21 protein-coding genes are annotated in these 24841 nt (G+C 59.4%); 20 read left to right on the forward strand and 1 reads right to left on the reverse strand.

The genetic code is table 11. The annotated features are described in order from the left end of the window. Window positions 1-27: 27 nt before the first annotated feature. The 20 genes from CAQU_RS03010 to CAQU_RS03105 all read left to right on the forward strand — a co-directional run bounded on the left by CAQU_RS03010 (window position 28) and on the right by CAQU_RS03105 (window position 20613). Window positions 28-1824, forward strand: a complete 1797-nt coding sequence (locus tag CAQU_RS03010) for a cutinase family protein (protein WP_169836019.1) — start codon at window positions 28-30, stop codon at window positions 1822-1824. Window positions 1825-1931: 107 nt separating this feature from the next. After that, complete coding sequence (locus CAQU_RS03015) at window positions 1932-2543, forward strand: DUF6668 family protein (RefSeq protein WP_075725107.1); 612 nt, start codon at window positions 1932-1934, stop codon at window positions 2541-2543. A 36-nt stretch (window positions 2544-2579) separates the two neighbouring features. Continuing rightward, a complete protein-coding gene (locus CAQU_RS03020) occupies window positions 2580-2873 on the forward strand; it encodes a hypothetical protein (RefSeq protein WP_075725108.1) in 294 nt (97 codons plus the stop codon). A gap of 122 nt (window positions 2874-2995) precedes the next feature. Next, window positions 2996-3274 (forward strand): hypothetical protein, encoded by a 279-nt coding sequence (locus CAQU_RS03025; RefSeq protein ID WP_245797282.1) that lies wholly within the window; start codon window positions 2996-2998, stop codon window positions 3272-3274. 88 nt (window positions 3275-3362) lie between these two features. Then, on the forward strand, window positions 3363-4067 hold the full coding sequence (locus tag CAQU_RS03030; RefSeq protein ID WP_075725110.1) for a DUF8175 domain-containg protein: 705 nt from the start codon (window positions 3363-3365) through the stop codon (window positions 4065-4067). Between the two features lie 3 nt (window positions 4068-4070). Continuing rightward, window positions 4071-4991, forward strand: a complete 921-nt coding sequence (locus CAQU_RS03035) for a DUF8175 domain-containg protein (RefSeq protein ID WP_075725111.1) — start codon at window positions 4071-4073, stop codon at window positions 4989-4991. 56 nt (window positions 4992-5047) lie between these two features. Further along, on the forward strand, window positions 5048-6790 hold the full coding sequence (locus CAQU_RS03040) for a hypothetical protein (protein ID WP_157108875.1): 1743 nt from the start codon (window positions 5048-5050) through the stop codon (window positions 6788-6790). A gap of 18 nt (window positions 6791-6808) precedes the next feature. Beyond that, the gene (locus CAQU_RS03045) at window positions 6809-8299 is read left to right on the forward strand and encodes an SCO6880 family protein (RefSeq protein WP_075725115.1); all 1491 of its coding nucleotides are present in this window, start codon (window positions 6809-6811) and stop codon (window positions 8297-8299) included. Between the two features lie 58 nt (window positions 8300-8357). After that, the gene (locus CAQU_RS03050; protein WP_157108876.1) at window positions 8358-9245 is read left to right on the forward strand and encodes a hypothetical protein; all 888 of its coding nucleotides are present in this window, start codon (window positions 8358-8360) and stop codon (window positions 9243-9245) included. Beyond that, the gene (locus CAQU_RS03055) at window positions 9242-10984 is read left to right on the forward strand and encodes an ATP/GTP-binding protein (RefSeq protein ID WP_075725119.1); all 1743 of its coding nucleotides are present in this window, start codon (window positions 9242-9244) and stop codon (window positions 10982-10984) included. Before CAQU_RS03050 ends, CAQU_RS03055 begins: the two co-directional genes overlap by 4 nt. Continuing rightward, entirely contained in the window at window positions 10981-11268 is a 288-nt protein-coding gene (locus CAQU_RS03060; protein ID WP_075725121.1) for a hypothetical protein, read from the forward strand. Before CAQU_RS03055 ends, CAQU_RS03060 begins: the two co-directional genes overlap by 4 nt. Before the next feature lie 5 nt (window positions 11269-11273). Continuing rightward, window positions 11274-13037, forward strand: coding sequence for a M23 family metallopeptidase (locus CAQU_RS03065; protein WP_075725123.1), 1764 nt, complete (start codon window positions 11274-11276; stop codon window positions 13035-13037). A gap of 30 nt (window positions 13038-13067) precedes the next feature. Next, window positions 13068-13685: a hypothetical protein gene (locus CAQU_RS03070; RefSeq protein ID WP_075725125.1), complete on the forward strand. Its 618-nt coding sequence runs from the start codon at window positions 13068-13070 to the stop codon at window positions 13683-13685. A 102-nt stretch (window positions 13686-13787) separates the two neighbouring features. Continuing rightward, window positions 13788-14468 (forward strand): hypothetical protein, encoded by a 681-nt coding sequence (locus CAQU_RS03075; protein ID WP_075725127.1) that lies wholly within the window; start codon window positions 13788-13790, stop codon window positions 14466-14468. Then, window positions 14461-16203 carry a type IV secretory system conjugative DNA transfer family protein gene (locus tag CAQU_RS03080; protein ID WP_075725129.1) on the forward strand — a complete coding sequence of 581 codons (1743 nt, stop codon included), beginning with the start codon at window positions 14461-14463 and terminating at the stop codon, window positions 16201-16203. Before CAQU_RS03075 ends, CAQU_RS03080 begins: the two co-directional genes overlap by 8 nt. A gap of 174 nt (window positions 16204-16377) precedes the next feature. Further along, a complete protein-coding gene (locus CAQU_RS12355; protein ID WP_084562745.1) occupies window positions 16378-17031 on the forward strand; it encodes a DUF4913 domain-containing protein in 654 nt (217 codons plus the stop codon). A 3-nt stretch (window positions 17032-17034) separates the two neighbouring features. Further along, complete coding sequence (locus tag CAQU_RS03090; protein WP_157108877.1) at window positions 17035-17658, forward strand: hypothetical protein; 624 nt, start codon at window positions 17035-17037, stop codon at window positions 17656-17658. A 250-nt stretch (window positions 17659-17908) separates the two neighbouring features. Beyond that, the gene (locus CAQU_RS03095) at window positions 17909-19081 is read left to right on the forward strand and encodes an MFS transporter (protein ID WP_075725135.1); all 1173 of its coding nucleotides are present in this window, start codon (window positions 17909-17911) and stop codon (window positions 19079-19081) included. Beyond that, window positions 19068-20180: an acyl-CoA dehydrogenase family protein gene (locus tag CAQU_RS03100; protein ID WP_075725137.1), complete on the forward strand. Its 1113-nt coding sequence runs from the start codon at window positions 19068-19070 to the stop codon at window positions 20178-20180. The genes CAQU_RS03095 and CAQU_RS03100 overlap by 14 nt, the downstream gene beginning before the upstream one ends. Beyond that, the gene (locus CAQU_RS03105; protein WP_075725139.1) at window positions 20170-20613 is read left to right on the forward strand and encodes a thioesterase family protein; all 444 of its coding nucleotides are present in this window, start codon (window positions 20170-20172) and stop codon (window positions 20611-20613) included. Before CAQU_RS03100 ends, CAQU_RS03105 begins: the two co-directional genes overlap by 11 nt. Window positions 20614-20695: 82 nt before the next feature. Here the strand turns inward: CAQU_RS03105 and mobF are convergent, their stop codons facing one another. Then, complete coding sequence (gene mobF, locus CAQU_RS03110; protein ID WP_075725141.1) at window positions 20696-24805, reverse strand: MobF family relaxase; 4110 nt, start codon at window positions 24803-24805, stop codon at window positions 20696-20698. Window positions 24806-24841: the final 36 nt, after the last annotated feature.

Consider the following 24841-nt stretch of genomic DNA (forward strand, 5'->3'; position numbering starts at 1 on the left):
CACCTAGATGAAAGGGCGTTGAACACCATGACACGCACTCCACGCAGGCTGCTGGCATTGCCAGTGGCTGCTGCGTGCCTGGCAAGCGTGGTGACACCTGTTGCCACAGCGCAAGACCAAACAGCCTCAAACACCTGCCCACAGATGCAGATCGTCGTTGTCCGCTCCCAAGCTGAGGCCAGCGGCCTTGATAACGCTGACTCTGGTTTTCTTGGCGGCATCGTTGCCCCCGTGGTCAATGCGGCAAATGACGGTGCAGTCAAAGACCCGTCCGCAGGTTTTACTGCGGCTCCTGGCGCAAAATTCGGCGATGTCGATACCGCAGCCAAGGTAGCTGCTGAACAAGGCAACAAGTCCTGGAAGCCGGACGTGTGGGGCACTAAACCTTCCGCGAACGAGACTGGGCTTGAGACGAAAAAAGACTCCTGGAAGCCAGATGTCTGGGGCACCAAGCCGTCTACACAGGCAACCACCACGACCACCCCGGTCAAGCAGGCTGCAGGGCCTGCAAAGGTAGGGCGCACCTACGTCAACATCTCTACCGGTCGTGCTGGCGCGTTCATCCCCGGCGTGCATTCTGAGACCGTCCCGGATTGGCAGCAGGTCATCCAGGGCGGTGTCGACCAAGTCTCTGCGACCTTGGAGGACATTCATACCAAGTGCGCCAACACTCGTGTTGCGCTGATTGGCGAGGCAGATGGTGCTGCCGTGGTTTCGGAAGTTGCCCGCAACATCGGCAACGGTGAAAGCAACTTCCCGGCAGATTTGGTCTCTGGTGTGGCCACCTTTGCCAACACTGCTCGTGCTGAGGGCGAAGGCATTGTTGCCTCCCACGCGGATCGCCCTCAGGCAGTGCCTGGTACCTCTGGTGCCGCAATGAGCCAGATTTCTGCTGTCAAGCCTGATGGTGCAGCCGGTGGTGGCATTGCAGTTGCCGCTGAGGCGGCAGGCCCTCACCGCTCCTACGGCAAGTTGGCTGGCCGTACCGTGAGCCTGTGTGCTGAGGGGGATGCGCGCTGTGCCACGAAGAAGGACGCACCACTGGTGCGCCTGGCAGCAGCAACTGAGAAGAAGGTCAACTTCCTCGACGACCCGCTGGGGTCGCTCCAGCACATCACCGACACCCTTGGCCCTGCGGTGCTGCTGGGCACGATGGAGACCCTGGCACAAGACATCAACTACGGTCCGCGTGGTTTTTCGGTGAAGTCGGCGAAAAACGTCAACTCCACCCTGATTGGGCGCATTGTTAGCAACACCGAGCGCAATGTCTCTGACCGCGAGTTCGAGGATCGGCTGATGGCTGCCGCCCAAACCGTTGGCGGCATGGCACTGAATGTGGTCGGTACTGCTGTGGCGAAGTCGGTGACTCCGCAGGCTATTGCCACCATTGGTGCTGCGTTCCAGGCGGCTGGCCCGCAGGGCGCAGGTGCAGCTGCTTTGGCGGTGTTTGTGCCGAACCTGATTAGCGAAATCACCTCCGCGTTTAACCCAGAAACGCTCAATACCGCTCAGCGCAGGCTTGTGCAGGAGGCAGAAGCCGCAGGGTTGGAAAACACTGATGTTGTGCAGGCCGCATTGGCCTCTGCCACCACCAGGCAGCAGGCCACCCAGGGGTATCGCTCTACTCGCGTAGGCGAGTCGAACACCAGCTTTGAAGGCTATGCCAAGCAATGGCTTACAGCCCAAGCAGCGGACGTGATTGGCCGTGACGGTGGGCAGATGCTTAACACCGTGCTCGCCCAGAACAACCTGCCCCAGGTTCCTCCGGGCGTGTTCAACGCAGAAAACGTCCAAAACACCCTTAATGCCTTCCTAAAGGCCTAAAAGGCGGACACCTCGTTCGTGTGGGCACCTGGTGCCCGCACGGATGAGGCCTTATCAGGCTGCAAGGCTTTGTCAACAACTGACAACCAGGAGAAAGACCAACCCTTATGACCACACCACGGATTACCCGCGTGCGTGAGCGCTACAAGCTCGACCACGCCACACAGCCTCTGTGTGCATCGGAGGCAAAAGACGACCTGCCAGCAACCTTTGCCCCTGCGTTTTGGCTTGTGGCCGCGCACGGCGGTGCAGGTGTGACCACGCTGGAGAAGTTCTGGCAGCCTGCTGCAGACGCGCAACGGATGTGGCCGCAAGCCGACGAGTCGACTGCGTGCGTGGTCGTTGCTCGCTCGACCAAGGCCGGGCTTGAAGCAGCGGCACAAACCATCCTCAACGACACCGGCAACGCCGAGATCATCGGCCTTGTGGTCGTGGCAGACGTACCGGGCAAGCTGCCTAAAGACCTTGCCCACAAGCTGCGGATGTTTGACGAGCAACTGCCCGTCTGGCGTATCGACTACCTGCCGAAGCTGCGTCTGGTTGACGAAGAACAGCTGGCCTGCTGGCGACCAGGAGACGACATCGACACCTCCCGCAAAGCAAAAAAGCTCGGCCTGGATGAACAAGTACCAGCGCAAGTTGCCCGCGTGGGGGAGGAGATCTTCGAGGCAGTGCGCACACACCGCGAAGCCACCGGGCACACCTCCGAGACCGAATAACCCACCGACACTTTCACACAAAGGATTTTTCTCACCATGAACAACGTCATCGACCGCGTGAACACCACCCTGATCCTCGCCCAGATGCCGGGCGAAAACATGTCCCCGCAAGCCCCTGAAGCCTTCCGCTCCAAGATGGACATGGGTCTGAACCTCGCCTTCTACATCGGCATTCTCGTGGCCATCATCGGTGTGATCGTCGCAGGCTCCACCATGGTGCTCTCTCGCCGTGAAGGCTCCTCTGAAGAAGCCACCGCCATGGCGCTGCGTATCGGCTTTGGTGCCATGATCATCGGCTCTGCGTCTGCCATCATCGGCGCATTCCTCTAGTGTGGACGCGCTAACCTTGCTTTTGTTAGCAAAGGTATGTAAGCTGAGTTTTAGAGCGAACGCGTCTTGCGCGAAAGCTCGTGAAAAAACATCACCAGGGAAGAAGCAAAGGAGATGTGGCAGTGACAACCACCTACATGGCGCAATCGGCGCCACCGGCACGGCCATGGACACCGCCCCCAGATGTCACAGCAACAGCCATCTACTGGCTGGGCATCGTCTCCTTTGTGGCCTTGGCTGTGAGCATCTTGGCCGTGATCGCCTTCGGCGCGTTGATGATTCTCGACCGCGACCGGGGTGAGCCGGTGTCTGCCACCCACCCTGCGGTGCGTGCCTTGCGCATCGCACTCGGGGTGATGGTGATTTCCTCGGCCACCTCACTAGCAGCGTTTTTCGCATAGATACGCTGCCCCCGGTTTTGGGGGCTTCCGGTAGTAAAAAGCCCCACCTTGACCACCCCTCGCCTGACAAACAAGAAAGGCACACGTCATGAACGCGTTGAAAAACGCCATCTTCTTCGTCCTCAACCTGCCAGGAATGATCCTGCGGTTCATCTTCGGCTCCATCAAACTGATTCTTCAACTGTTGATGCTGTGGGTCATCGTTGGCCTCGGCATCGCCGCCTGCCACGCCACAACGCAACCCCCCGCAGAAGAACGCGAGCCGGTCGGCATCCAGTGGAACGCAGGCCCTGCCGGTATCCAAGTGCCCTCTGGCAAAGCAGGCCCGAATGTCACCAGCCCCATTCCGCACGGCTACCAAAACACCACCCACGGCGCAGTCCTAGCAGCAATGAACACCCAAGCCTGGCTGGCAGGCGCAGACGATGAGACCTACCCGCTGGTCATTGAGTACCTACTCGCACCCGGTGATGGTGCTCTGCAGTGGGCACAAGCACGCTCTCTGCTGACTGTCTCTGGTGAGGCTCAGGACAACCCGCCGGAGTTCGTTGGCTTCCAGATGGATGAGCCGGAAGGAAACGAAGCTGTCGTCGTGCTCGCTGTTCGCTACCCCAATGGGGTGATTGGCGCACAACCTGTTCAACTCGATAAATCCTCCGGCGGCTGGCGTGTGGTGCTGCCCACCCAAGACCAGGCAGTGGACATGCAGGAAATCACCGAAGAGCAGCTGAAAAAGAACTTCGTGGCCTTCGGTCCCCACGTTGGCAAGAGCGCAGAAAAGGAAAACAAGTAGACCATGAGCGAGAACGACACCGCTACCGCTAACTCCGGCCGCAAGAATCTGCTGTTGGTGATTGCCGCGATTCTGCTTGCCCTCGTCCTCGTTGTCGGCCTGGGTATCAAGCTGTTTGGCGGCCACGATGACGACACAACCGCAGCACCGGCCACCACCAGACCTGACACGGCGATTAAGACCAGCTACGTCAAACCCGGCAAGGGCGAAAAGATTCTGCGCGAGCTGACGTTGGATTACCCCAACGGATTCGACCCCCACCAGCGCCACTTTGACCGCCAGTTCTTCGACGACTCCCAGTATGAGATCGGCAAGTACGGCACCGACATCAACGGCGACCCGATCTTGATGCCGGTCGGCGAAAACGGCGAAGCTTTCGGCGAGTTCAAGCCCACCGACAAACTCGACTGCACCGTGCCGGACGAAATCGATGTCCAGCAGCAATACGTCCACGGACGCGTGCTGGGTGTCTCCGACCAAGGCCCGACCAATTTCGAGGGGTTCGTCCCTACCGGGTACGCCAAAACCGCCGTTGGTGCGGTTATTGCAGCCAGCAACGCAGGCACGATGGCGGCACCCTACTACGACCCAATCGCTTTGGAGTACTACAAGGGCTACATCCGCTCTAAAGAAGCCGATAAGCGGGTTGAGCTTGGCGTGCGTACTCCTGTTCCGCACGGTGGCATTTTGCCCACCTACGCAGGCTTCAAGATCGAAAACTGCGGTGGCGACATCGTCACCGTTGTCGGCGCAATGAAGGCGATCAACCCCAACACCCGCGAGTACTACTACGGACTGATTCGCACACCTATGCGCTGGGAAGACGGCATGTGGTTGGTCGTCGTCAATGACCAGGACGCAAAGCTTGCTGACCAAGGCACCGTGGATAACCTCAGCGGCTTCACCCTGGTGAACAAGGTCTAACCAGGGCGGTAGAGGCGATGATGAACAAATTCCTGGCCACGGTGGCCACAGTGGTTATGGCACTGCTGTTTCTAGCAACCCCGGCATGGGCACAAGATGATGCAGATGCGGGCAATCCCGTTGAGACCAACGGCTCGAAGGTGTCCGGCACCTTTAATGACTGCAAAGAGTGGCTAGCAGACAGCAATCGCCGTTTGGTGGGTGATGATCCGGCAGAAGCAGATGACTGGGCAGCCAAACTCACCGGCTGGCTGCGTAACGGCGAGTGCGGTCTTGGAGCAGTCGCTGCCCACCCTATCGATGCCGTCAAGGCAGCTAAAGACAAGGTTGCAGGCTTCTGGAACGACCCCGTCGGCAAATTCACCAAGGCTGTGATGGAGGGCAACACCCAGATGCTGACCCTGGCCATGACGTTTTGGATGGATTACAACTACGGAGCCAACGGCCAGTTAGACGCAAACATCCGAGGCGTGCTCAACATCGTCTACGGCCTGGCCGGGTTCTTCCTTATCGCGGGCTTCATCGTCGGTGGCGCACGCCTGGCAGCAGCCAGGCGCATGGGACTGCAAGAAGGCATCGAAGACATCGGCAGTCACGTTGGCCGCTGGCTGATTTACTCAACCCTCGTGCCCGCCATTGCCACCGGCGGCTTTTGGGCATCAGACGCGCTCGCCCAGGCCATCATGGACAACTTCGGTGCCACTGACCCCAACAGCTTTATTGAGATGACCGCCCTAGAAGACATCAAGCTTGGCCCTGTGGTTATGCTGGTGCTCGCACTAGTGGCCTTGGCCGGTTCGTGTATGCAGCTAGTCGCCCTGGTGGTGCGTCAGCTCATGCTGCCTATCGCAGTCGGTGTCGCTGCCCTGTTTGCCGCTGCATCGTTTTCTGATACCGGCAAAAACGGCCTGAAACACCTGGAGGGGTGGATTATCGCAGCGATTGCCTTCAAGCCGATCTCTGCCCTGTTCTACTCAGTCACTCTCTGGTATGTCACCCTGCCTGGCAGTGGTGACGACATGATGGGCGCAATCATCAACGCCCTGATGATCGCCCTGGCAGGATTTTCTGCACCTGCTCTGGTGCGCATGATTGTTCCTGCTGTCGCACAAGCAGGAGGCGGTAGCGCTGGCGCGTTTGCTGCAAGTGTTGGCGGTGCTGCTGGAGCCATGTTGGGCGCGACCGCTGCTATGGGTGGCGGGCTGTCTGCTCTTGCTGGTGGCAAAGGTGGCTCAGGCTCAGGAGGGGCAGCAGGAGGCCCTGCCGGAGGTGGCGGTGGCCCCTCCGGTGGGGGCGGAGGAGGTGGGGGTGTTGGTGCCCGCACTAGCGCAGGAACTCCTTCGATGCGAGGTGCAGCCTCGACTGCAGCTGCCCCCACTGGTGCCTCCGGTGGTGGTGGCCGTGCCCGAGCCGGTGGAAGTTCGGGCGGTGCTGGCGGGGGATCTGCCGCACCGTCGGGAGCATCCCCAGGCGCTCGCAACACCTCTGGTGCTGGCAACTCCCGCACCTCTGCTTCTACATCGAGCCAGCCCAGCGGAGCACGCGCAGGCGCAGCAAGTAGGGCACGTGCTGGCGCAGCTGCAGCTGGACGCGGACTCGCAGGAGCCTCGCGGGCAGTCGGTGGCGCTGCACGCTCTGCAGGAGCAGCATCGCGCAGCGTTGCACGCGGTACAGGTGCCGCAGTAGCCGGAGCCTCCCGAGCCGGAGCGCAGGCAGCACAGTTCATGCAGAGTACAGCCAATTCAGGCAGCCAAATCTTCGAAGGCTCACTGGGTTACCCAGGACAGATGCACAGGTAGAAGGAGGGACATACGGACATGAGTGACAAGGAACTCGAACAACCAGTTCAGTATCTGCTCGGCCAGCCCCAGCGCCGTACCGGCGTGGGTGCGTTGAGCATGAAAGCCACCATCGTTATCGCGGTCGGCTTTATGATCTTCCTGTTTTCACAAATCGCAGGACAAACCGCCTTCGCCTTTTTCGTCGTCCTACCAGTCACCGCCATTGTCGTCGGACTTGTCAGCGTGAGCTGGGGCAACCGGTCATTGGCTCAGGCCGCCCAAATCCTGTGGCAAAACTACCGCCGCACTGCCACCGGCTCCCACATCTACGTCTCTGGCCCCAATAGTCGAGTACCTGGCGGGCACCGACGCCTGCCAGGTCTTTTGGCTCGCACCGAAGCCATTGAGGCGACCTACAGCCAGAACCGTCCGCCGTTTGTGATGATCCTCGACCGTCCGCGTCGTGAGGTCACCGTCCTGTTGGATTGCCAGATGACCGGCCAGACTGCCATGACCCAATCAGAGCGCAACCTGCGCACCGCGGAATGGTGCAACTGGCTGGCGAAGTTCAGCCTATCTGGCGATATCGCGCAGGTGACCACCGTGGTCGCTACCCGCCCCGGCACAGGCGAGCTGGTCAATAACGAGGTACGGGCGATTATCGCCGAGGGCGCACCGGCGATTGCCAAGCGCATCGTCACCGAGGCAGCCTCCGTGATTGCGCTTGCTCGTCCGGAGGTGATGGCGCATATCGCCATCACCATCAAGCTGGATAAAGCGCAGCTGACGGACGAGTCTTTCATCCGAAACATCGCCACCCGCATCGGCACCTGGGCAGAAACAGTCCAATACGCGGGCATCCTGGCAGAACCTATGACCTATGAGCAGGCAGTGGCGCGTATTCACATGTTTTTCAACCCGCCCACAGAGGCTGACTTCGAAGAAATCGCGCTGACCGGTGAGGGACACGGAATGCTGTGGCAGGATGCTGGCCCAAACTGGGCGGTGACGACCAACACCTACTACGAGCACTGCGGCGCGAAGTCGGTCACGTGGGAGATGAAAGAAGCCCCCCGCTCAACCTTTGAGGACACGATTTTGTCGGCCATGATGCAGCCGCACGACCGCATTCAGCGCAAGCGTGTCGCACTGGTCTACCGCCCCTATAACGCCGGTCAAGGTGCAACCAAGGTTGAGGCAGAACACCGCGATGCAATGGTCGCGGCCAACTCGTCGAAGTCGATCACCTCCGCGAAGGCAGAGATGCGTTTGGAGACCACAGAGGCTGCACGCCGCGCACAAGCACGAGGTGCGCAGCTGGGACGCACCTCGATGTTCGTCACCGCAACCATCACCCCGGAAGAAGACTTCAACCGCGTCGTTCACGACATCGAACAGCTCGCGGCAGGCTCGTCGATCACCCTGCAGAAGATGAATCGCCAGCAAGACACCGGCTTCCAAACCTCCCTCGGATTCGGGCAGGTGCCGTGGGCGAAGTCGACAACCTCCAGCTTCGCAGAAGGGTAGAACACCGATGTTCGGACGAAAAAAGACCAAAGACAGCGCACCAAAAAACCGACCCCTGGTGCTTCCTGAGACAAAGTCGCTGAGTCTGCACACGATCCGCGATGCAGCGGGCTTCGACCTCGGACTTATCGTCGATTCGCAGTTTCACCAAGCCACCATGGTGCTGCAGGCAGACAACGGACTCCTCGAGCTGGACGAGAAAGACACCTGGCTTGACCTGGTGTGCGAGGCCGATGCCACACAGGGCGTGCTCGCAGCCAGCTGTGTCTCCACCTTCTGCGGCGGTGACGAGCCGGACTACAGCTTCATCACTTTTCGCACCTCCGCTGCTGAGGTGAAAAAGGACCTCACAGGGTTTCTGACCTCCATCGCGGTGAAAGCCCCTGGACTCTACGCGCCGGAGGGCTACGAGTACTCCTGGCTGCCGCTGGACGCACAGCGGGTGACCGACCTGGCAAACGCTCACCTGGTGGCTGACGATGCCGAGCGGGTGTTCCCACCTGCCTCCATGACCGGCAGACTGCACGCCGACCACCTACACCATGCAGGCCGTTACTCGGTCGTTTTCGAGATCGACAGCAACGACGCGGCAGGAGCGGAAGCATTCGCGGAAGTACACGCTGTGCTGTGCGCCTCAGAAATGCCCGAAGCGCTGCGCTTGATTCGCACCGCACGACCCACCCACGCCCAGTACCGGCAAGTCCACCCTGATGTGGCCCCCTCGCGCACCAGCTCCCTACTGGTGGTCACGGGCGACGAGCTGGCCATCGTCGATGGGATCATCGGCCAAATCCTGGCCGTGCTCAGCCCCAGGGCACGCCTGCGTCTGCTTCGACTAACAGGCCGCCAGCACCTCGGCCTACTCCAAGCATCGTGCCTGCCGGTCTACGGCTGGCAGAACCAAAAAACCTTTACCCGCACTGCCAAAGCAGGAGTCGCAGCATGACCACTTTGAGCACCATTGACGTTGCAGCGATGCACCAACTCCACCAGGACATCACCGCAGGCAACGCCGAAGCCCCGGCCTGGTACACCAAGCAGGGACGCACCTACCGCAGGTGGGTGAAAGAAAACACCCGCGAAATCGCCCGCGTCGAGCGCATGGCCTCCATCGCAGACGGCGTGCAACCAACCGCACATGAAAACGTCTTCTCCAACCCCAAACCACGTGGCTACACGGGAAAATGGTCTGGTGAGGCGGCAGTGGTCTCTGGCCCTAAGGAATGGCAGACGACCACCAACCTTTCCGGCGGTTTTAACCCCAACGTGGTCGGCGCTCCGGCACCAGTGATTGGCACCCCCTTGGGTGAGCACGTCATCACCGGTGCTGAAATCGCCTGCGATCCCCTGTCCTGGTTCCGCGAAGGCATCATCGCCAACCCCTCCTGCTTCGTCCTGTCCCTGCCTGGCCTGGGTAAATCCACCTTGATTCGCAAAATGCTCATGGGCGATGTCGCTCAAGGCCACATCCCGATCATCGCTGGCGACATCAAGGCTGAATACGTCGGCTTCGTCCACCAGGTTGGTGGCCAGGTGGTCACCATCGGCCACGGCGCGGGCACCCTCAATCCGCTCGACGTCGGTGCGCTGGGTCGCGTGATTCCACAGCTGGAAACCAAAGTCGCCCAACTTCGTGAAGACGGCGATGCGGAAAAGCTCGAGGAAATGCAGGCCCTACTCGAACGTGCCCGCGAGCAAGTCCATGGCCGCCAGGTCAACGTGGTCTCCACACTTGTCTCCCTGGGGCGCGGTGAACCTATTCGCGACTGGGAATCCATGCTTGTCTCTGTCGCGCTGCGTGAAATCTACGAATCCGAGACCATCGACTGGGACAACCCCCCAGTGCTGGCCGAGCTGATTGACCACCTACAGACCGGCTCCGCACAGCTGATGGATAAGGGGCGTGCCCGCGACAAGCACGAGTGGGACTTACGCATCGACGACCTCATGCTCAGTCTCAACTCGTTGTTGGACGGTCCCACGGGGCGCATCTTCGCGGGACAGACCTCCACGCCTATCCGTGTCGATGCCACTGCAGTGTGCATCGACGTCTCCGCCATCGACCGTGGCGACAAGGCAATGAAAGCTGCCGTGATGATGGCCTGCTGGTCGGCAGCCTTCGGCGCGATTGAAGCAGCCCACATGCTCGCGGACGCTGGCCTGGCACCACAGAAGTACTTCTCAGCCACTTTGGACGAGCTGTGGCAGGTCCTGGCAGCTGCACCTGGCATGGTCGCCCAGGTTGACGCACTGACACGTCTGAACCGCTCAGACGCCACGGTGCTGAACATGATCACCCACACGTTTAAGGACTTGGAAGCCCTGCCGTCGATTGAAGACCAGAAGACCGCAATGGGTTTTATCGAGCGTGCGGGCATGGTCATCTGCGGTGGCCTGCCTGCCTCGGAGCTGTCGATTCTTTCGGACAAGCTGGAGTTTTCCCCCGCTGAGGCCGCCATGGTTGTCGGCTGGTCACGCGGTGCACACCCCAAGCGTGCGCGTACCAAAGGCTCACGCGCGGTGCCAGTGGGACGTGGTCAGTTCATGATTAAACCCTCCAAGGACGGCTCGCCGGGTATTCCGGTGCGCACGATTCTGACCCCGACGGAGATTGAGTATCGCCTGCACGATACGAACATGCGCTTCGATGACTTCTTCAAGCTGGGAGAGGAGACAGCGGTATGAGCGGCGGCAAAACCATCGACCCCCGCGCGAAAGACAGCGCGGTGGCAGAGTTTGTCGACACGTGGAAGGACTACCGCTCGGTGACGGTAGCGTGCGGCGAAATCGCGGCCTCTCACGGCATGAGTCGCGCCACCCTTTTTGCTGAACTGCGTGAGCGCGGGCTGTGGCCTGCAGCTCGGGTGGGCGATCTGGCCTTGGAAAACAAGCGACTGCGCAAGCAAGTGGAGCGACTGCGCAAACAGGTTCAGATGCTTGAAGCGCAGCTCGCCGAAGGACAGGAGTAAACCTCATGCCGTTTTTTAGTGGTGCGCGGAGGAAACTCTGGGTGTTCCTGCTGGCCTTGGTGTTGTTCCTCGTGCTGTTTGTTGTGGTGCTCGGTAGTGGCGAGGACAAGTGCGAAAAGCCCGCAGGCTCCCGCTCACGCGGGTCTGCGGCATCCGCACCGGTGAACTCTGAGGGCCTGGCCTACCCGATTGACCCGTCAGCCCCTATCACCTCTGGCTATGGCCCTCGTGATGGCGGCTTCCACTATGGCATCGACCTCGGCGGCCCCCACGGCACACCCATCTACGCCTACGCCGACGGAGTGGTGAAATACGCCCAAGACTCTGGTGTCGACGGCTTCGGCGGCTGGGTGGTCATCGACCACAACAAAGACGGCCAGCAATTCGCCACCGTCTACGGCCACATCGAACCAGGACACGTACACGTCGCCCCTGGCCAGCAAGTACGCGCAGGCGACCACATCGCCGACGAAGGCAACGCAGGCCAGTCTTTTGGTGCACACCTGCACTTCGAAGTACACCCCGGCACCTGGACTTCCTCGACTGGCGGTATTGACCCGACTGCATGGCTGGAAAAAGCCAAGGGCGGTGACGTGAGCAATCAGCCTCAGGGGGGTAGCGACCGTGAGCACGTCAGCATTGATGCAGGTGATGGCATCGCGGTGGCTGAAATCGACGACGAAAACTGGGTTGAAACACCGTCTGCGGTGGAAGGGTTTACCGGAGACGTCCCAGCGATTGGCCCTGGTGACGAGCTACCGCATCCCCGCGAGTTCGGCGTACCTGCCGGAGAAGGCGGGCTGCGTATCGACACCAAGCGCGGTATGCGCATCGCAGCCGCAAAGTTCCACCACTACATCAATAAGGCGAAGGGCTACGGCATTGGCGGTGTACGCCCCGATAAGATCTACCCCGACCACCCCGGCGGCTTCGCCATCGACATCATGATCGACCACTACGAAACCGATGGTGGCCAAGAACACGGCACCGAAATCAAAGACTGGTTCTTCGCGCACCGCCATGAGCTGAACATCAAGTACATGATCTGGCAGCAGACCTACATCCCCTCAGAGGGTGAGGCCAACAAGATGCCCGACCGAGGAAACCCGAACGAAAACCACTTCAACCACGTTCACATCACCTTCCACGAGTCGCCGTTCGCTACTGGTGACGAGCCGGTCTACATGGTCGAAGACGATGCAGGCGACGGCACAGGCTACACCGTTGGTGGCAATGGCTGTGCCTCTCACGGCGGGCATCATCATGACCACGAACTGGAGCCTGGAAGTGTGCCGGAGGAGTTCGTCCGCTGGTTCCAACTCGGCGCACAGGTCTGCCCAGAAATTGACGCACCTCTGCTAGCAGCCCAGATGCAGCAGGAATCCGGCTTCCAAAAAGGTGCGGTCAGTACTGCAGGTGCCATGGGCTACGCCCAGTTCATCGAACCCACCTGGAGAAGCTACGGCTATCCAGTTGATGATGACGGCAACCCCACAGGCCCTGCCGGGGCAGGTGACCCGAACAGCCCTGGTGACGCGGTCATGGCACAAGCACACTTCATGTGTGACCTTGCCGACCAGATGCGCGAACCCTACGAGTCAGGCAGGTTGACAGGCTTCAATAGCCTGCAGGAAGCAGTCCTCGCCAGCTACAACCGTGGCCCCAACGGTGTGCTCGAAGCGGGAGGGATGCCGAACATCCAGGAGACCCAGGACTATGTGCGCATCATCAGCGGCAACCTGGAAAAGTACCAACAAGCAGTGAAATAACCCCGAAACGCGACAAAGGAGGCGAACAACATGGAAACAACAACCACCAAGGCCTTAAAACTCCTCGTGGCAGTGCTGGCAGCACTCGTACTGGCCGGTGGCGTGGCCTGGGGCGTGCAGGCCTACCGAGACAGCCACCACGAAACCCACGACCACGGCCATGATCATTCAGAAGCCCGCGACCACCTCCACGGAGACGAAGACCCCCTAGCACCCAGCAAGGAACTCATCCCCGCAGCGCAGCAAGCCACCGCTGCGGTGTGGGACTTCCAACCGTCCATCGACGCCACCAAGCACGATGCAAACGTCCGCTTTGCCTCCCGCTACATGGCAGGAGAGTTGAAAGAAAACCTGCTCAACCCCGGTGAAGGTTGGCGCGGCCAAATCCCCTCTGAACGCTGGCAAGCCTGGGCACGCAGCGGTGAGCACATCCTGGGCACCTCCGAGTGCGACAACAAGATCGAACAGGTCAGCAAAACCCAAGTCTGGGTGGACTGCACTGTGCGCCAGTTCGTGGTCACTGAGTCTGCGACCAGCATTGGAATGGCACCGTTTCCCATGCGTGCGCTCATGGAACAGGGCGAGGACGGTGCGTGGTACATGATCAACCTGGAGTACCCGCCGGACGAGCACTTCGGGGTGTTCTAGGTAGGGATGGCGACTGTGTGAAGGGTCTTGCGAGGATTCGCAAGACCCTTCAGTCTGTGCAGTGCCAATATCGACCGACCGACCCTTGAAAGGGGTTTTCACATGGCACTGTCAGCTAAAGATAAAGAGCGCTGGGCGGAGATCGACTCCATCATCGCCGAACACAAGACCACCCTGAAAGCGGCAGAAGACCACGAGGTCTTGAAAACCTTTGCGAAAGAGCAGGGCTGGGACAACGGGCCGGACTTCGGCAAGTTCAAGCACAGCTTGAAGCGCATCGGCGTCAACTACGACCAGCTGCGAGAGGAAACGTTCGCCGCACGCGACGCGGAGAAAGCCGAAGCGCTGGCAGACATCGCTGATGATGCACCAACTGTCTACCTGTGGGCGGCGGCAGTGGAGCAAGACGACAAGGCAGCTTTTGCCATTGTCAGCGAGGACCGCGATGCGATTTGGTACGGCAACTTCTTCGATGACGACCGCATCCGAGTCGCCGGTGATGTCATCACCGCTGAGCAGTCAGTGGCCGACAAGGCCGTGTGGCTGGCCTCCAAGGCGCTTGCTGCCGCAGGGGAGGAGACCGGCAGGCTGGAACTGACTACCACCTGCCCACACCTGGATGAGGACCAGCTCGCAGCGGCTGGCGCACGTCTAGGCGTGGTCGTCGATGTCGTGGTCGACCAGGAGGACGACCGTGCGGTGGTCATGGCTGGCGAGCCTGGCTACAAGCGCTGGCAGGACAACGATCTGGAAGAGCTGGTGCTCGTGGTCGACGATGAGTAAACAGGGAGGACGCACAAATGCCCGCAACGCGGGCAAATCAGTCGCAGACCCACGCACCATCCTGGGGTTCTTCATCCTCGGGTTAGTGTTTCTGGCAGTGGTGGCCGTCAACGTCGGTGTGCGGGTCTCGCGCGCCATCACAGGTGTGCCGGAAGAGATTCCGGCTAATCCCATGCAGGTGCTGTTCATGGTGGCTGCCGGAAAACTCGACTTCACTACCCCGGCGATTGTCACCTCGATTGCTATTGCAGCCATCGCCGCATCGGCTGCGATCATCGTCGCACTCCAGCGAACTGCCAAGCCGAAGCCTGTGGTGGACACGGCAGCCAAACATCTGGCCTCGTTAAGCGACATCAAGTCGCTAAGCAAGGACGCGGCGGCAGCCAAGGCCGCGAAGTGGCTGCCAGCGGAGCTGGCGCCGGATTACCCCGGTCTGCGCATGGGCAAAGTTCCTGGCACCACCACGGGACTGTATTCCACCTGGGAAGACCTCTACCTGGTGATCTTTGGCCCACGTATGGGTAAAACGACCTCCCAGGTCATCCCGGCCATCGTGGATGCACCAGGGCCGGTACTCACGACCTCTAACAAGCGTGACATCATCGACGAGACCATCGGCATTACCGGTCCGCGGGGAACGGTGTACGCCTTCGACCCGCAGCGGATCGCCTACGGCTTCGAGCAAGAACCCTGGTTCTACGACCCGTTGGACTTGGTGCGCCGCGAAGAGGCCACCATGGATGCTGCAGCTACCGAGCTGGCAGACATCTTTAAGTGCGCCTCCCAGGGGGAGAACTCCGGCGGCGATGCGTTCTTCGCGAACCAGGCCACAGACCTGCTGTCGCGCCTCTTCCTGGCGGCTGCCGTGGACAATCGCCCTATCACGGACGTATTCAAATGGGTCAACGACGATTCCGACCGCACCCCGGTGCGATTGCTGGAACAGCACGGTTGGTCGATGCAGGCCGAAGCGTTGCAAGGGCAGTACAACACCACCGAGAAGACGCGCTCGGGCTTCTTCTCTCAGGCCTCGCAGATTGCGATGCCCTTGGGGCGTAGGGAGGCTGCTCGCTGGATTACTCCCACGGAGGGGGCACGGAAGTTCGACCCGGACGCATTCGTGCGATCTGCGCACGACACGCTCTACATCCTGTCTAAGGAGGGGGCGGATAATGCGGCTGCACTGACTACGGCGCTGACTGCTGCTGTGATGAAGTCGGCAGAGGCCTACGGAGAAGCCAACGGTGGGCGTTTGCCTGTGCCACTGGTGGCTCCCCTGGATGAGGCAGCCAACGTCGTGCGCTGGCCGCAGCTGCCACGCCTGTACTCCCACTACGGCTCTCGTTCGATCATCCTCATGACCATCCTGCAGTCCTACGCACAAGGAGTCTCGGTGTGGGGTGAGGAGGGTATGGAAGCCCTCTGGTCGGCCTCGGCCATCTTGCTCTACGGCGGTGGTGTGAGGGACGAGAAGATGCTGCAGAAGATGGAGGCACTTATCGGCGACTTCGAGGAATGGACAGAAAGCGTGTCCATCTCCCAGGGCAACCGCTCGGTGTCTCGCTCCACACGAGAGAAGAAGATCCTCACCGTCGCGGAGCTGGCCTCTCTAGGTGATAACCGAGCGGTGGTTTTTGCAGCAAAGCGTAGGCCACTGATTGCCCAGCTGGAGCCGTTCTGGGAACGCACCTATTGGAGCGAGGACATCAAAGCAGCCCTGCCAGGGCTGAAATAGGCGAACGGTGCGCGATGAGCACACATGACCGCCGAACTCCGCCAGGGATTGACTCACAACGCTGGCAAGAGCTACTGAACCGCTCGAAGGAACTTCGCCGACGACACCAAACGGTGGAGGAACTCATCAAAGCGGTCAGGGACAACAGGAAACAGGAGAAAGGACAAGGGCAGCATGGAGATTGAAACAACCCCCGATGGCCGACAGGTGATCAAAGGCATCGACCGAACACAGATTCTCAGACTGGCCGTAGAAAAGACGACTGAGGAACCATCCGAGCCACGCCCACGCCGCACGGATCTGACGCGCAGCACCAGAAAACGAAAGCCGCGCATCCGCCCATCTGCTGCTGAACCAGCGCAGGACACCACAGCTGCACCTCCAGGTGAACAACCACAGCCAGCACAGCCACGCCGCGCGCGGCCACCGGTGGTGGATGCTTTTGAGCTGATACCCGAGGGTGCAGCAGGTGCGGAGATTCCTGCACCGATGTATCCGTCGATGTTCGACTTCGTGATGTGCGAGCTGGTCTCCACCTACGGACAATCCCTCGGGCGCGTCCCCAACTGGTCGGCCATTTGGTACCGCCACCCCGAAGCAGTCCGTCGGCTGGACGCGCTGTGGCGGAAGTTTGAGAAGCTCCGTGTCGATGATCCGTTCAGCTTCCGTGAGACCTTCTACCACAGGCACGCCGACTATCACATGGACAGGCTGATGAAGCCCGAAGGTGTGTTCTCTGACTGCAAGCGTGACGACGTTCCGATGCAGCCGCTACCCACGGCACAGATGAAAACGGCAGTTGTTCGAGTCCCCAAGCAGGAGGCATAGATCATGAGCACGAGAGATAAACAGACCGCGCGCAGGCTCGCCCGCGCCCTCCACGTCGCGCGACAGCGGCCTCGGGTCGTGGTCGTGCAGCGCCCCTACCCAGCAGGGCCGAATCTGCTGACACACATGGCACTTGGTGCCTTGGTGGCAGAAGCGGTTCGCCACAGTCTGGACTACCCAGACGATGATGGCCGGTTCTTCGCTGAGGAGTTTGAGCGCCGAGGCTTGCCCGAGACAGCCAGCATTGTCCGCGATGGTGAGGGGGAATTAGGAGCCGACGACGCGGCAGATGCCGCAGAACCGCTAGGTGTTCGCCAAGCGCTGGCGCGCCTAAGCGCTGTTGGGGCCGCCGATAACATCCTCAATGGGTTGGGCGAAGCGCTCGATCTTGTCGATGAAGACCCCTGGCGCGATGCCAACCCCACCATGATGACGAGTAACGAACAGCTCGACGACCTCATCATCGCAGGTGCCGACCACGAGACGGTGGCAGCCTATGCCAACGCAGTAGACCTGTCGGATATCTCGCCTAGCGATGACCTGGCCGACAGCATCGACGGGCCTGTCGATGTGGACAGCTACGACTACGAGATGACGGTCGAAGACAGCGACCAAACAACCCTGTAAGCATCAGGGAAAAGGAGATCCCCTCAACCCACCACGTTGGGTTGAGGGGTTTTCTTCGCCCGCCCGACACATGGCACCAAGAGGCCACGGCGACAAGGCGGCAACGCGCATTGGCACCTGACCCTAGTGTGAACCAAGGTGCACAGGTGCCTAGACACCAGGGCGTCAGTTAAACCTTCTCTACCAGGAATAATGTGGCTGCCGTGATGAAAACCCATCCAAGCAAAAGCAAAGATGTTATGCTCGTCACATGAAAAGACTGGCAGTTAAAACCCCGGACCGTCCTCGCATGGTGGTCGCGCTGGCCATGTTTCAAGTCGTTATCGGCAGCACCCTCCCCTCTGGGCTATATGCGACGTACGAGAGCCAATGGGGTCTCACGCGAGAGATGACAACGGTAATTTTTTCCATGTACGTTGTTGGCGTGCTCGTGAGCCTGCTGTTCCTTGGCCACCTTGCTGATCGACTTGGCCGTAAGAAGGTCATGGTCTCTTCCCTGCTGTTGTCTATGTTTTCTAGTGCCTTATTTTTAGCTGCTACCAATGCTGCATACCTGTATCCCGCACGACTTATCAGCGGAATATCCGTCGGTATTTGTACAGGTGCCTTCACGGCGGCCCTTGGGGATTTGAGTGGCAAAAAGGAGGGGGCTGCGATAAGCGCTCTAGTGACTTCAGGCGGGCTGGCCGTAGGGCCGTTGGCATCGGCGGTAGCTGCGAGATGCTTGCCGTATGAGCTACGTATTCCATTTGTAATCCATTTGGCCTTACTTGCAGTTGTCGGATTTTTTCTTCTAAGGTTTCCCGACACCGCGAGCGATTCGCGCCAAAACATTAGGCCGGTTGCGAAAGGGCAATTTTTCCCGAGTAATGCTAGCTTGAAGCTGTTTATTGTTTGCTCGGCCATTATCGGCTGGGCATACGGTGCTAATGGGCTGTGGCAAAGTGTTGTTCCTTTAACCTTGGGGGGGCAAAGAAACTCTCAGATCTACATAGCAGCGCTTGCTTCTTTAATGCTGGGTAGCTCGGCGTTGGCGCAATGGTTCACACTGCGGCAGAATCCATCGCGGCTGGCTACTGTGGGCTTATTGAGCATGGCCTGCGGATTAATTATCTGTGGGATTGCATCTGCACTTGGATTTGCGTCATTACTGTGGGGCGCAACGGTGCTTGTCGGAGTAGGCCAAGGGCTAGGCTTCCGGGGATCTCTATCAGTTGCCAGCCATGTAGCGAGTGACCAGCGCCAATCAACAGCCATTTCCCTCTACTACGTTTTCGGGTATCTGATGACTGCAGCGGCGCCCTTAGCGACAAACAGCCTAGGTGTCGGACATGTGTTGCTCGGGTTGGGTCTAGTTTCTGTTGTCACTTTGTTCGCGTTCAAGGTTTACATGAGGAAGGTGCAGAATTATGCACAGTGTTAACTTTCCCCTACCTGGGGAGCAGGAAGCTCCGATAGACTACTTTTCTCGATGGCATGCCAATGTCGCACCCACGGGTCTGTATGGAATCAATATCCCAAGCCGTTATGGCGGATTGGGTCTCGGGCACTGGGATAGATTTGAGGCTATTGCTGATATGTCTCGACGTGATACTAGTGCCGGAGCGATACTGCAATCCGTTACGCTCGGAACTGGGATGTTTCTCTCTGCGTCTGAGCAATTGCGGGAGATGTGGCTTCCCAAACTGGCTACAGGTGAGGAAATTGCCACAATCTGCATTACAGAGCCAAAATCAGGTGCACGAATAGGTTCGCTTGAAACAACTCTTTCTCCCGCGCTAGATGAGGGGTACGTTCTTACAGGTTCTAAGCAGTTCATCGCCAATGCACATGTGGGTACCGTACACGGTGTAATCGCGAAAAGGGCATCTTCTGACCGGTCAGCGCTGCGGCATACAGGGGTAATTGTTCCCAGTCGTAGCGCAGGGGTTGAAACGGGGGCTGTGGACGATTTAGACGGACTCAAGCATTTCAATGTGGGTGGAATCCGTTTCAACAACGTGAGGGTGCCTGCGGAGCATGTACTACTCGGCAACAAGGGACTGCAATTAGCTCACCGATCTATCACGTTGTTTGGGAAGCTGAATCTTGCAGCAGTCGCCTACGGTGCGCTACTTAGAAGTTGGGACGAAACTCAAAATTATCTCAGCAGCGATACCGGCAGGGCCAAACAGCTGGAGCAGATAGGAGCGATTCGCGGCCTCATCGGCGAAGTGCAACGCTGTATCAGTGAGTCTCGCGCTCTTTGCTTCAGCGCAGCTCACAGCATTGACTGTGGAGAGCCGGAGGAAGATCTGATCTTGGCGGCGAAAGCTTCCACGGTCAATCATGCCATATCTGGTATATTGGCCTGCATTTCCATCATGGGTGCACGCGGTGGAAGCGCGGCAGCGGGCCATGTCACAAGGTTGTCTGATGTCATCCAGACTATGGCTCCGGCTGGAACTGAGAGTGTGAATTTAGCCCAACTCAGTAAGTTTGCTTTGGGTAAATATAAGGAAGTGGGAATTTATGGGTCTTGAAATTGGTCAAAAAAATATACGACGGTTTACTGTAACGCCTGATCATACGATCCCGGCTATCCTCCCGGGCGAAGAGGCGTTTGGGTGCATGCCGGAGGTCTTTACTACAGGTTGTTTGCTTGCAGTAATGGAGCTGGCGTGCATCGAGCATCTGAGTCCGGAGCTTAGCGTTGATCAAATGAGCGTAGGTATCGAGGCCAACCTCACTCACACGGCGCCTTGTACAGTGGGAACCGCTCTTGAAGTTGTAGCGGTTGTAACTTCTCGAACTAAAAACGTTGTTTGTTGGGAAGTGTCAGTGTTCACCCAGTCGGGCGCGGTGTTGATGGGGGCCGCTACGCATAAGCGAGCAATCGTTAACCGTGAGCAATTCATTCAAAAGGTGAACTCTCAAACTGAAATAATCGGTGGCGCAGAGCTTAGCCATAACTAGCCTGGCCTGGTCTGCGAGACTTAAGGGATGCTCGTCGACTAGTCGGTCTTTATTAAAAGCATCTGAAGACCTGGTGCTTGGGCTACAGCTCGTAGTCATCCGCGTCTTCGAGGACATCCCCGTCCCACTCGTCGTAGTCTTCGCTGACCGAAGCCGAAGTAAAGACCTCGGTAGGATCTTGAGAGACGGCGGTGGGCTGTGCGTAGGTCACTTCTGCGGCAGGTGTGCAGTCTTTCATTTCCACCACGCAGCCACGGTTGACGACAAGCTCCGTTTCCTGCAGACAGCAATCTGTGAAGTTGAGGTACGCCACATCACGCGAATTGAATCGTGCGGCAATTGCGCTGATCTTTTGGGCGATGACGAGCTGGAGCTTGCCCCACATAAAACGGGCACGATCGAAGCAGGAGCCGAGGAGCAACACAGCATCAGCCGTCACGTCCTCTGCCTCGTGTGAATCGGGTAGTGCGCCAAGGGTTGCGCCATCGAAGTTGGACTCGACTGCGACGCACTCAACGAATTGCACGTCAAGAAGTGTCCCATCGACGAAACGTGCCCTATCCAGCACACACCCCTCAAACGTCACATGACGCATATTGCAGCCTGAGAAGTCGAAATCAGTCAGGTCACAGTTGATGAAACGCACATTTTCGATCTTCCGGTTGCGGGCGTGGGCACCTTCCAGCAGCGCACCCTTAACGACAGAGCCGGAGACGAACTCAGGCGCGGGCTGTGCCTTGGTCTCCACACTCAAATGAACAAAGGTGTCACGCAGCCAGTTACACAGCTCGACATCTTCGCCAACCCACCGCTGGGGAGGGGTTGCGATGCTGCGCGGCGACTGGGTCTTCACGCCGGTGGCCTGTTCGATGCGGTAGCTGAGCACCCCACCAATGCTGTCGGCAGAATCCCACTCGCGGACATTGACGACCTCGTCGGCAATGTCGCGGATCTGCCCACCGGCGGCACTGTTGATAGCGAGTGCTGCGATGAGCTTTTCGCGCCCACGCTCTTCCGCATCCAGCCGCACACCGACCTCTGGCGGCAAGCGGTCGATGATGTCGTCCGCAACGGCCTCGGCAAGCGCCCTGTGCGCCTCTTCGGCAGCAAACCCATACAAGGCCTCCACACGGGTGCGTGAGACCACCTGAGCGCGCTCAGACGCGCGAATCTCGGTCGCGGTCTCGCCACCCTGAGTGTTCGCCAGTACATGGCGCAGGATGTCCATTGCATCCCGCTCGGGATCGACACCTGCCATGTGGAAGTGCGCGTCCTCGGCATCGAAGTCGAATGGGTTGTCGGTGACGCAGTAAGCGTGGTTCTCTTTCTTGCCTCGGGTCATGGCGACGTAGAGGCCCGCACGGTTCATGGAGGTGTCCACCAGGCTGCGGCAAACATCCACGGTGGCCCCCTGTGCGCGATGCACGGTCGCGGCGTAGCCCAGGTGGATGTTTTCTGCAACATAGTCGGCAGGCAGCAGCATCCGCTTTCCAGTCACAGTGTCGGCCACGTCCAGGCTGCCGTCGGCACGGGTGGCGACGATTCGGAACATTTGCCCATTGAGCACCTTGCCGATAGCAACGCGGCGACCCTTGGAGCGGGTGAAAAACGTCTGGTTTTTCCGAGCAATGACGACATCACCAACGCTGACTTCCTGGCCACGTCCGGCAGTCACCGTTTCAGCTGAGTCTGCGGAGACCACCCCGTCAGCAATGAGCCGGTTGCGCACCATCTCGTTAAGCCGGTCAACGTCCGCGTTGGTGTTCGCGATCATCAGACTGCGGCGGCCCAAGTCCCTGTCAGTGAAGAAGTCTTCCACGATGGTTTCGAGCTGGTCTTCGCGAGTGCCGGAACTCACCCTTTTGTGCGTGAAGTAGTAGTCCAGACCGCTGTAGTCACCTTTACGCAGTTTCAGCGAAGCATCTGCCTGCTCAAGGTCGCGGCCTTTATCGAAACGCATGACGTGCGTCAGCTCCACCGCGTTGGTCTGCCTGCAAGCGTGGCCAAAGACTCCACCAGCACCCACAGCACGAAGCTGATAGGGGTCGCCGATCATGCGCACCACAGCGCCGGTAGCTTCAGCAATTTCCACCAGTGCGGCGAGGTTCTGAGTGCTGGCCATGCCAGCCTCGTCCACAAGCAGCATGTCTCCGGGCTGAATGTCGACCGGGAGTGCTGAAACATCGCGTGCGGGCTTGTTCGGGTGACTACCCCGCCAAACGAACGTCAGCGAATCAATCGTGGTGGCTTCAACGCCGATTTCTTCACCCAAAATCGATGCGGCCTTAGCGCTCGGTGCAAGGCCGATAACTTTGCGCCCCTCGTCTTGCCAGACACGGTTGACGATCTGCATGGAGGTCGTCTTGCCAGTGCCCGCAGGACCCACGCCACAGGCAACGAACGCGCCAGAGGTCAGCAGCGAGCGAGCCATCGCCTCCTGCCCCTCGTTCAGGGACCATCCATTGGCCTCTGCATGTGCGGTCAGCGCTGCATCGACAGAGGCGTTAGCGGCAACCACGGCGGTGGGTTCATTGCACGCAGCGAGCACGCGCTGTTCAGCGTCCAGGATCTCCTGGGTGGTGTAGCGCTGAGAGCGCTTGCGGAAGTCCACGCCACGACCATCATCACCACGTAGCTTCTCCGGCAGTGTGAGTACCTCGGCAGGTGCCAGTGGCACAGCATCGCCGAGCACCTTAGCGACCACAGCCTCCAGTGCGTTTTCGAGCGCTTGAGCGTCGGCAAAACGGTAGCCCTTGAGCAGCGTTGCAGTGGCCGTGCGGACGTGGTTTTCACCGAAGATACCCCGCTTGTCTGTCACACGCGCCAGCACCACCGCTGCGGCCTCATCGACGTCATCGTCTCCGAACATCGGACGAGTCGGTGCAGGCGCAGTGGACGCACCCTCGGCAGAGACGACAGAGCGCACTGCAGCAAGCAGCGTGTCACCCCCATCAACCTCACACACGCGCTGCTCCCAGCGAGAGCGCAGAGTGTCCAATGACTCGGCAGGTTTCTTATCGTCACGAGTGTCCAAGATGGCCTGCTGCCACAGCTTGCGCTGCACCTGCTTGTCGGGTTGTTTGCCGTGAGCCTCGACGTAGTCGGCAACCATCTGCTCAAAGACAGGTCGAGCAAGCTCTTTACGCGAGGAAAACAGCGCATTGAGATCTTCTGGCACACCCGCGACTTCCCACACCGGCTCGACCGCGTCCGCACGCTCGGATGCGTAAAACTCCAGGCCTAGTTTGCGGGAGAGTTTTTCCATCACCAGCGCGTCGTAGCGAGCAGAGATTGCTTGGTGGTTGTGAAAGATCTCCTGACTGTCCAGTGACAGCCACCTACCGTCTTCTGTTTGCACCTTGTTGGAGACAAGCACATGCGAGTGCAAGTCGGGGTCTCCGGTGCGTGTGTCGAAGTGCGTGAACTCAGCACCAATGAGACCACGAGTCTTCACCTGCGCCACACCTTGTGCACCAACTCTGGTGCGTGCGACTTCCTTCTCTGCCCAAGCAATCGCCTCAGCCACTGCTTCGTGGTGGCACGCGGCAATCGCGTTGGCCGTCTTTTCATCCGACAAGGCCCACAGCACACTCACCGACTTCGTCGGCGAAAACGTGAAGTCGAAGGAGCTGACAGCTTGGGTCACCTTCGACTGCTGCTGGTTCACCCAGGCGACGACATCTTTCGCCGCAGGGGAGGTGTAGCCCGTGTCCTCACAGTAGAACGGTGTACCAACCTCAATAGCCATCTCGGACCGCTCCGCAGCGGTCGGTGTGCGCTGATTGTCACGAACGAATTTTTTCTCGGCGACACGCAGCGCGTTAAGCACCGGAATGTTGTTGGTTGCAACGGGGAATGCGCGACCGAGCTGTGCATCACGGTAGACATGCCGAACATCCCAGATCTCAGAGGCCTCTGGGTGCAGACCCATGCCGTACAAGTTTGCCATTTGCTGCTCGTCGACAAGCGCACCGGTGACGAGCTTGTCGTGGTTGAAGCCTTTTAGCCCAGCACCGAGCCACCGTCCAGGTGGCGTGCCCTTGGCTTGGTAGTAGTTCGCCAGGGCCGTTGCTTCGCCTGCTTGGCCGTCTTCTGCATCAGCGACCATCGGGTCGGCTGCATCGTTGGTCGCGACAGAGCGAAGCAGATACTGGTACCCAGCACCTGCGTGAACAGCTCGAAGCGACATCATGTCGCCAACTTTACACCCCCAGAAAATCAGTCGCAC

The sequence above is a fragment of the Corynebacterium aquilae DSM 44791 genome, assembly GCF_001941445.1.
In the GTDB taxonomy this organism is placed as follows: Bacteria; Actinomycetota; Actinomycetes; order Mycobacteriales; family Mycobacteriaceae; genus Corynebacterium; species Corynebacterium aquilae.

Bases quoted from the DNA above. Each gene is read 5' to 3' on its own strand.
- CAQU_RS03040 (WP_157108875.1), top strand. From the start codon at position 5,048: ATGGCACTGCTGTTTCTAGCAACCCCGGCATGGGCACAAGATGATGCA.
- CAQU_RS03100 (WP_075725137.1), top strand. From the start codon at position 19,068: ATGCACAGTGTTAACTTTCCCCTACCTGGGGAGCAGGAAGCTCCGATA.
- CAQU_RS03045 (WP_075725115.1), top strand. From the start codon at position 6,809: ATGAGTGACAAGGAACTCGAACAACCAGTTCAGTATCTGCTCGGCCAG.
- CAQU_RS03090 (WP_157108877.1), top strand. From the start codon at position 17,035: ATGAGCACGAGAGATAAACAGACCGCGCGCAGGCTCGCCCGCGCCCTC.
- CAQU_RS03035 (WP_075725111.1), top strand. From the start codon at position 4,071: ATGAGCGAGAACGACACCGCTACCGCTAACTCCGGCCGCAAGAATCTG.
- CAQU_RS03030 (WP_075725110.1), top strand. From the start codon at position 3,363: ATGAACGCGTTGAAAAACGCCATCTTCTTCGTCCTCAACCTGCCAGGA.
- CAQU_RS03065 (WP_075725123.1), top strand. From the start codon at position 11,274: ATGCCGTTTTTTAGTGGTGCGCGGAGGAAACTCTGGGTGTTCCTGCTG.
- CAQU_RS12355 (WP_084562745.1), top strand. From the start codon at position 16,378: ATGGAGATTGAAACAACCCCCGATGGCCGACAGGTGATCAAAGGCATC.
- CAQU_RS03080 (WP_075725129.1), top strand. From the start codon at position 14,461: ATGAGTAAACAGGGAGGACGCACAAATGCCCGCAACGCGGGCAAATCA.
- CAQU_RS03020 (WP_075725108.1), top strand. From the start codon at position 2,580: ATGAACAACGTCATCGACCGCGTGAACACCACCCTGATCCTCGCCCAG.
- CAQU_RS03015 (WP_075725107.1), top strand. From the start codon at position 1,932: ATGACCACACCACGGATTACCCGCGTGCGTGAGCGCTACAAGCTCGAC.
- CAQU_RS03095 (WP_075725135.1), top strand. From the start codon at position 17,909: ATGAAAAGACTGGCAGTTAAAACCCCGGACCGTCCTCGCATGGTGGTC.
- CAQU_RS03010 (WP_169836019.1), top strand. From the start codon at position 28: ATGACACGCACTCCACGCAGGCTGCTGGCATTGCCAGTGGCTGCTGCG.
- mobF (WP_075725141.1), bottom strand. From the start codon at position 24,805: ATGATGTCGCTTCGAGCTGTTCACGCAGGTGCTGGGTACCAGTATCTG.
- CAQU_RS03060 (WP_075725121.1), top strand. From the start codon at position 10,981: ATGAGCGGCGGCAAAACCATCGACCCCCGCGCGAAAGACAGCGCGGTG.
- CAQU_RS03075 (WP_075725127.1), top strand. From the start codon at position 13,788: ATGGCACTGTCAGCTAAAGATAAAGAGCGCTGGGCGGAGATCGACTCC.
- CAQU_RS03105 (WP_075725139.1), top strand. From the start codon at position 20,170: ATGGGTCTTGAAATTGGTCAAAAAAATATACGACGGTTTACTGTAACG.
- CAQU_RS03055 (WP_075725119.1), top strand. From the start codon at position 9,242: ATGACCACTTTGAGCACCATTGACGTTGCAGCGATGCACCAACTCCAC.
- CAQU_RS03070 (WP_075725125.1), top strand. From the start codon at position 13,068: ATGGAAACAACAACCACCAAGGCCTTAAAACTCCTCGTGGCAGTGCTG.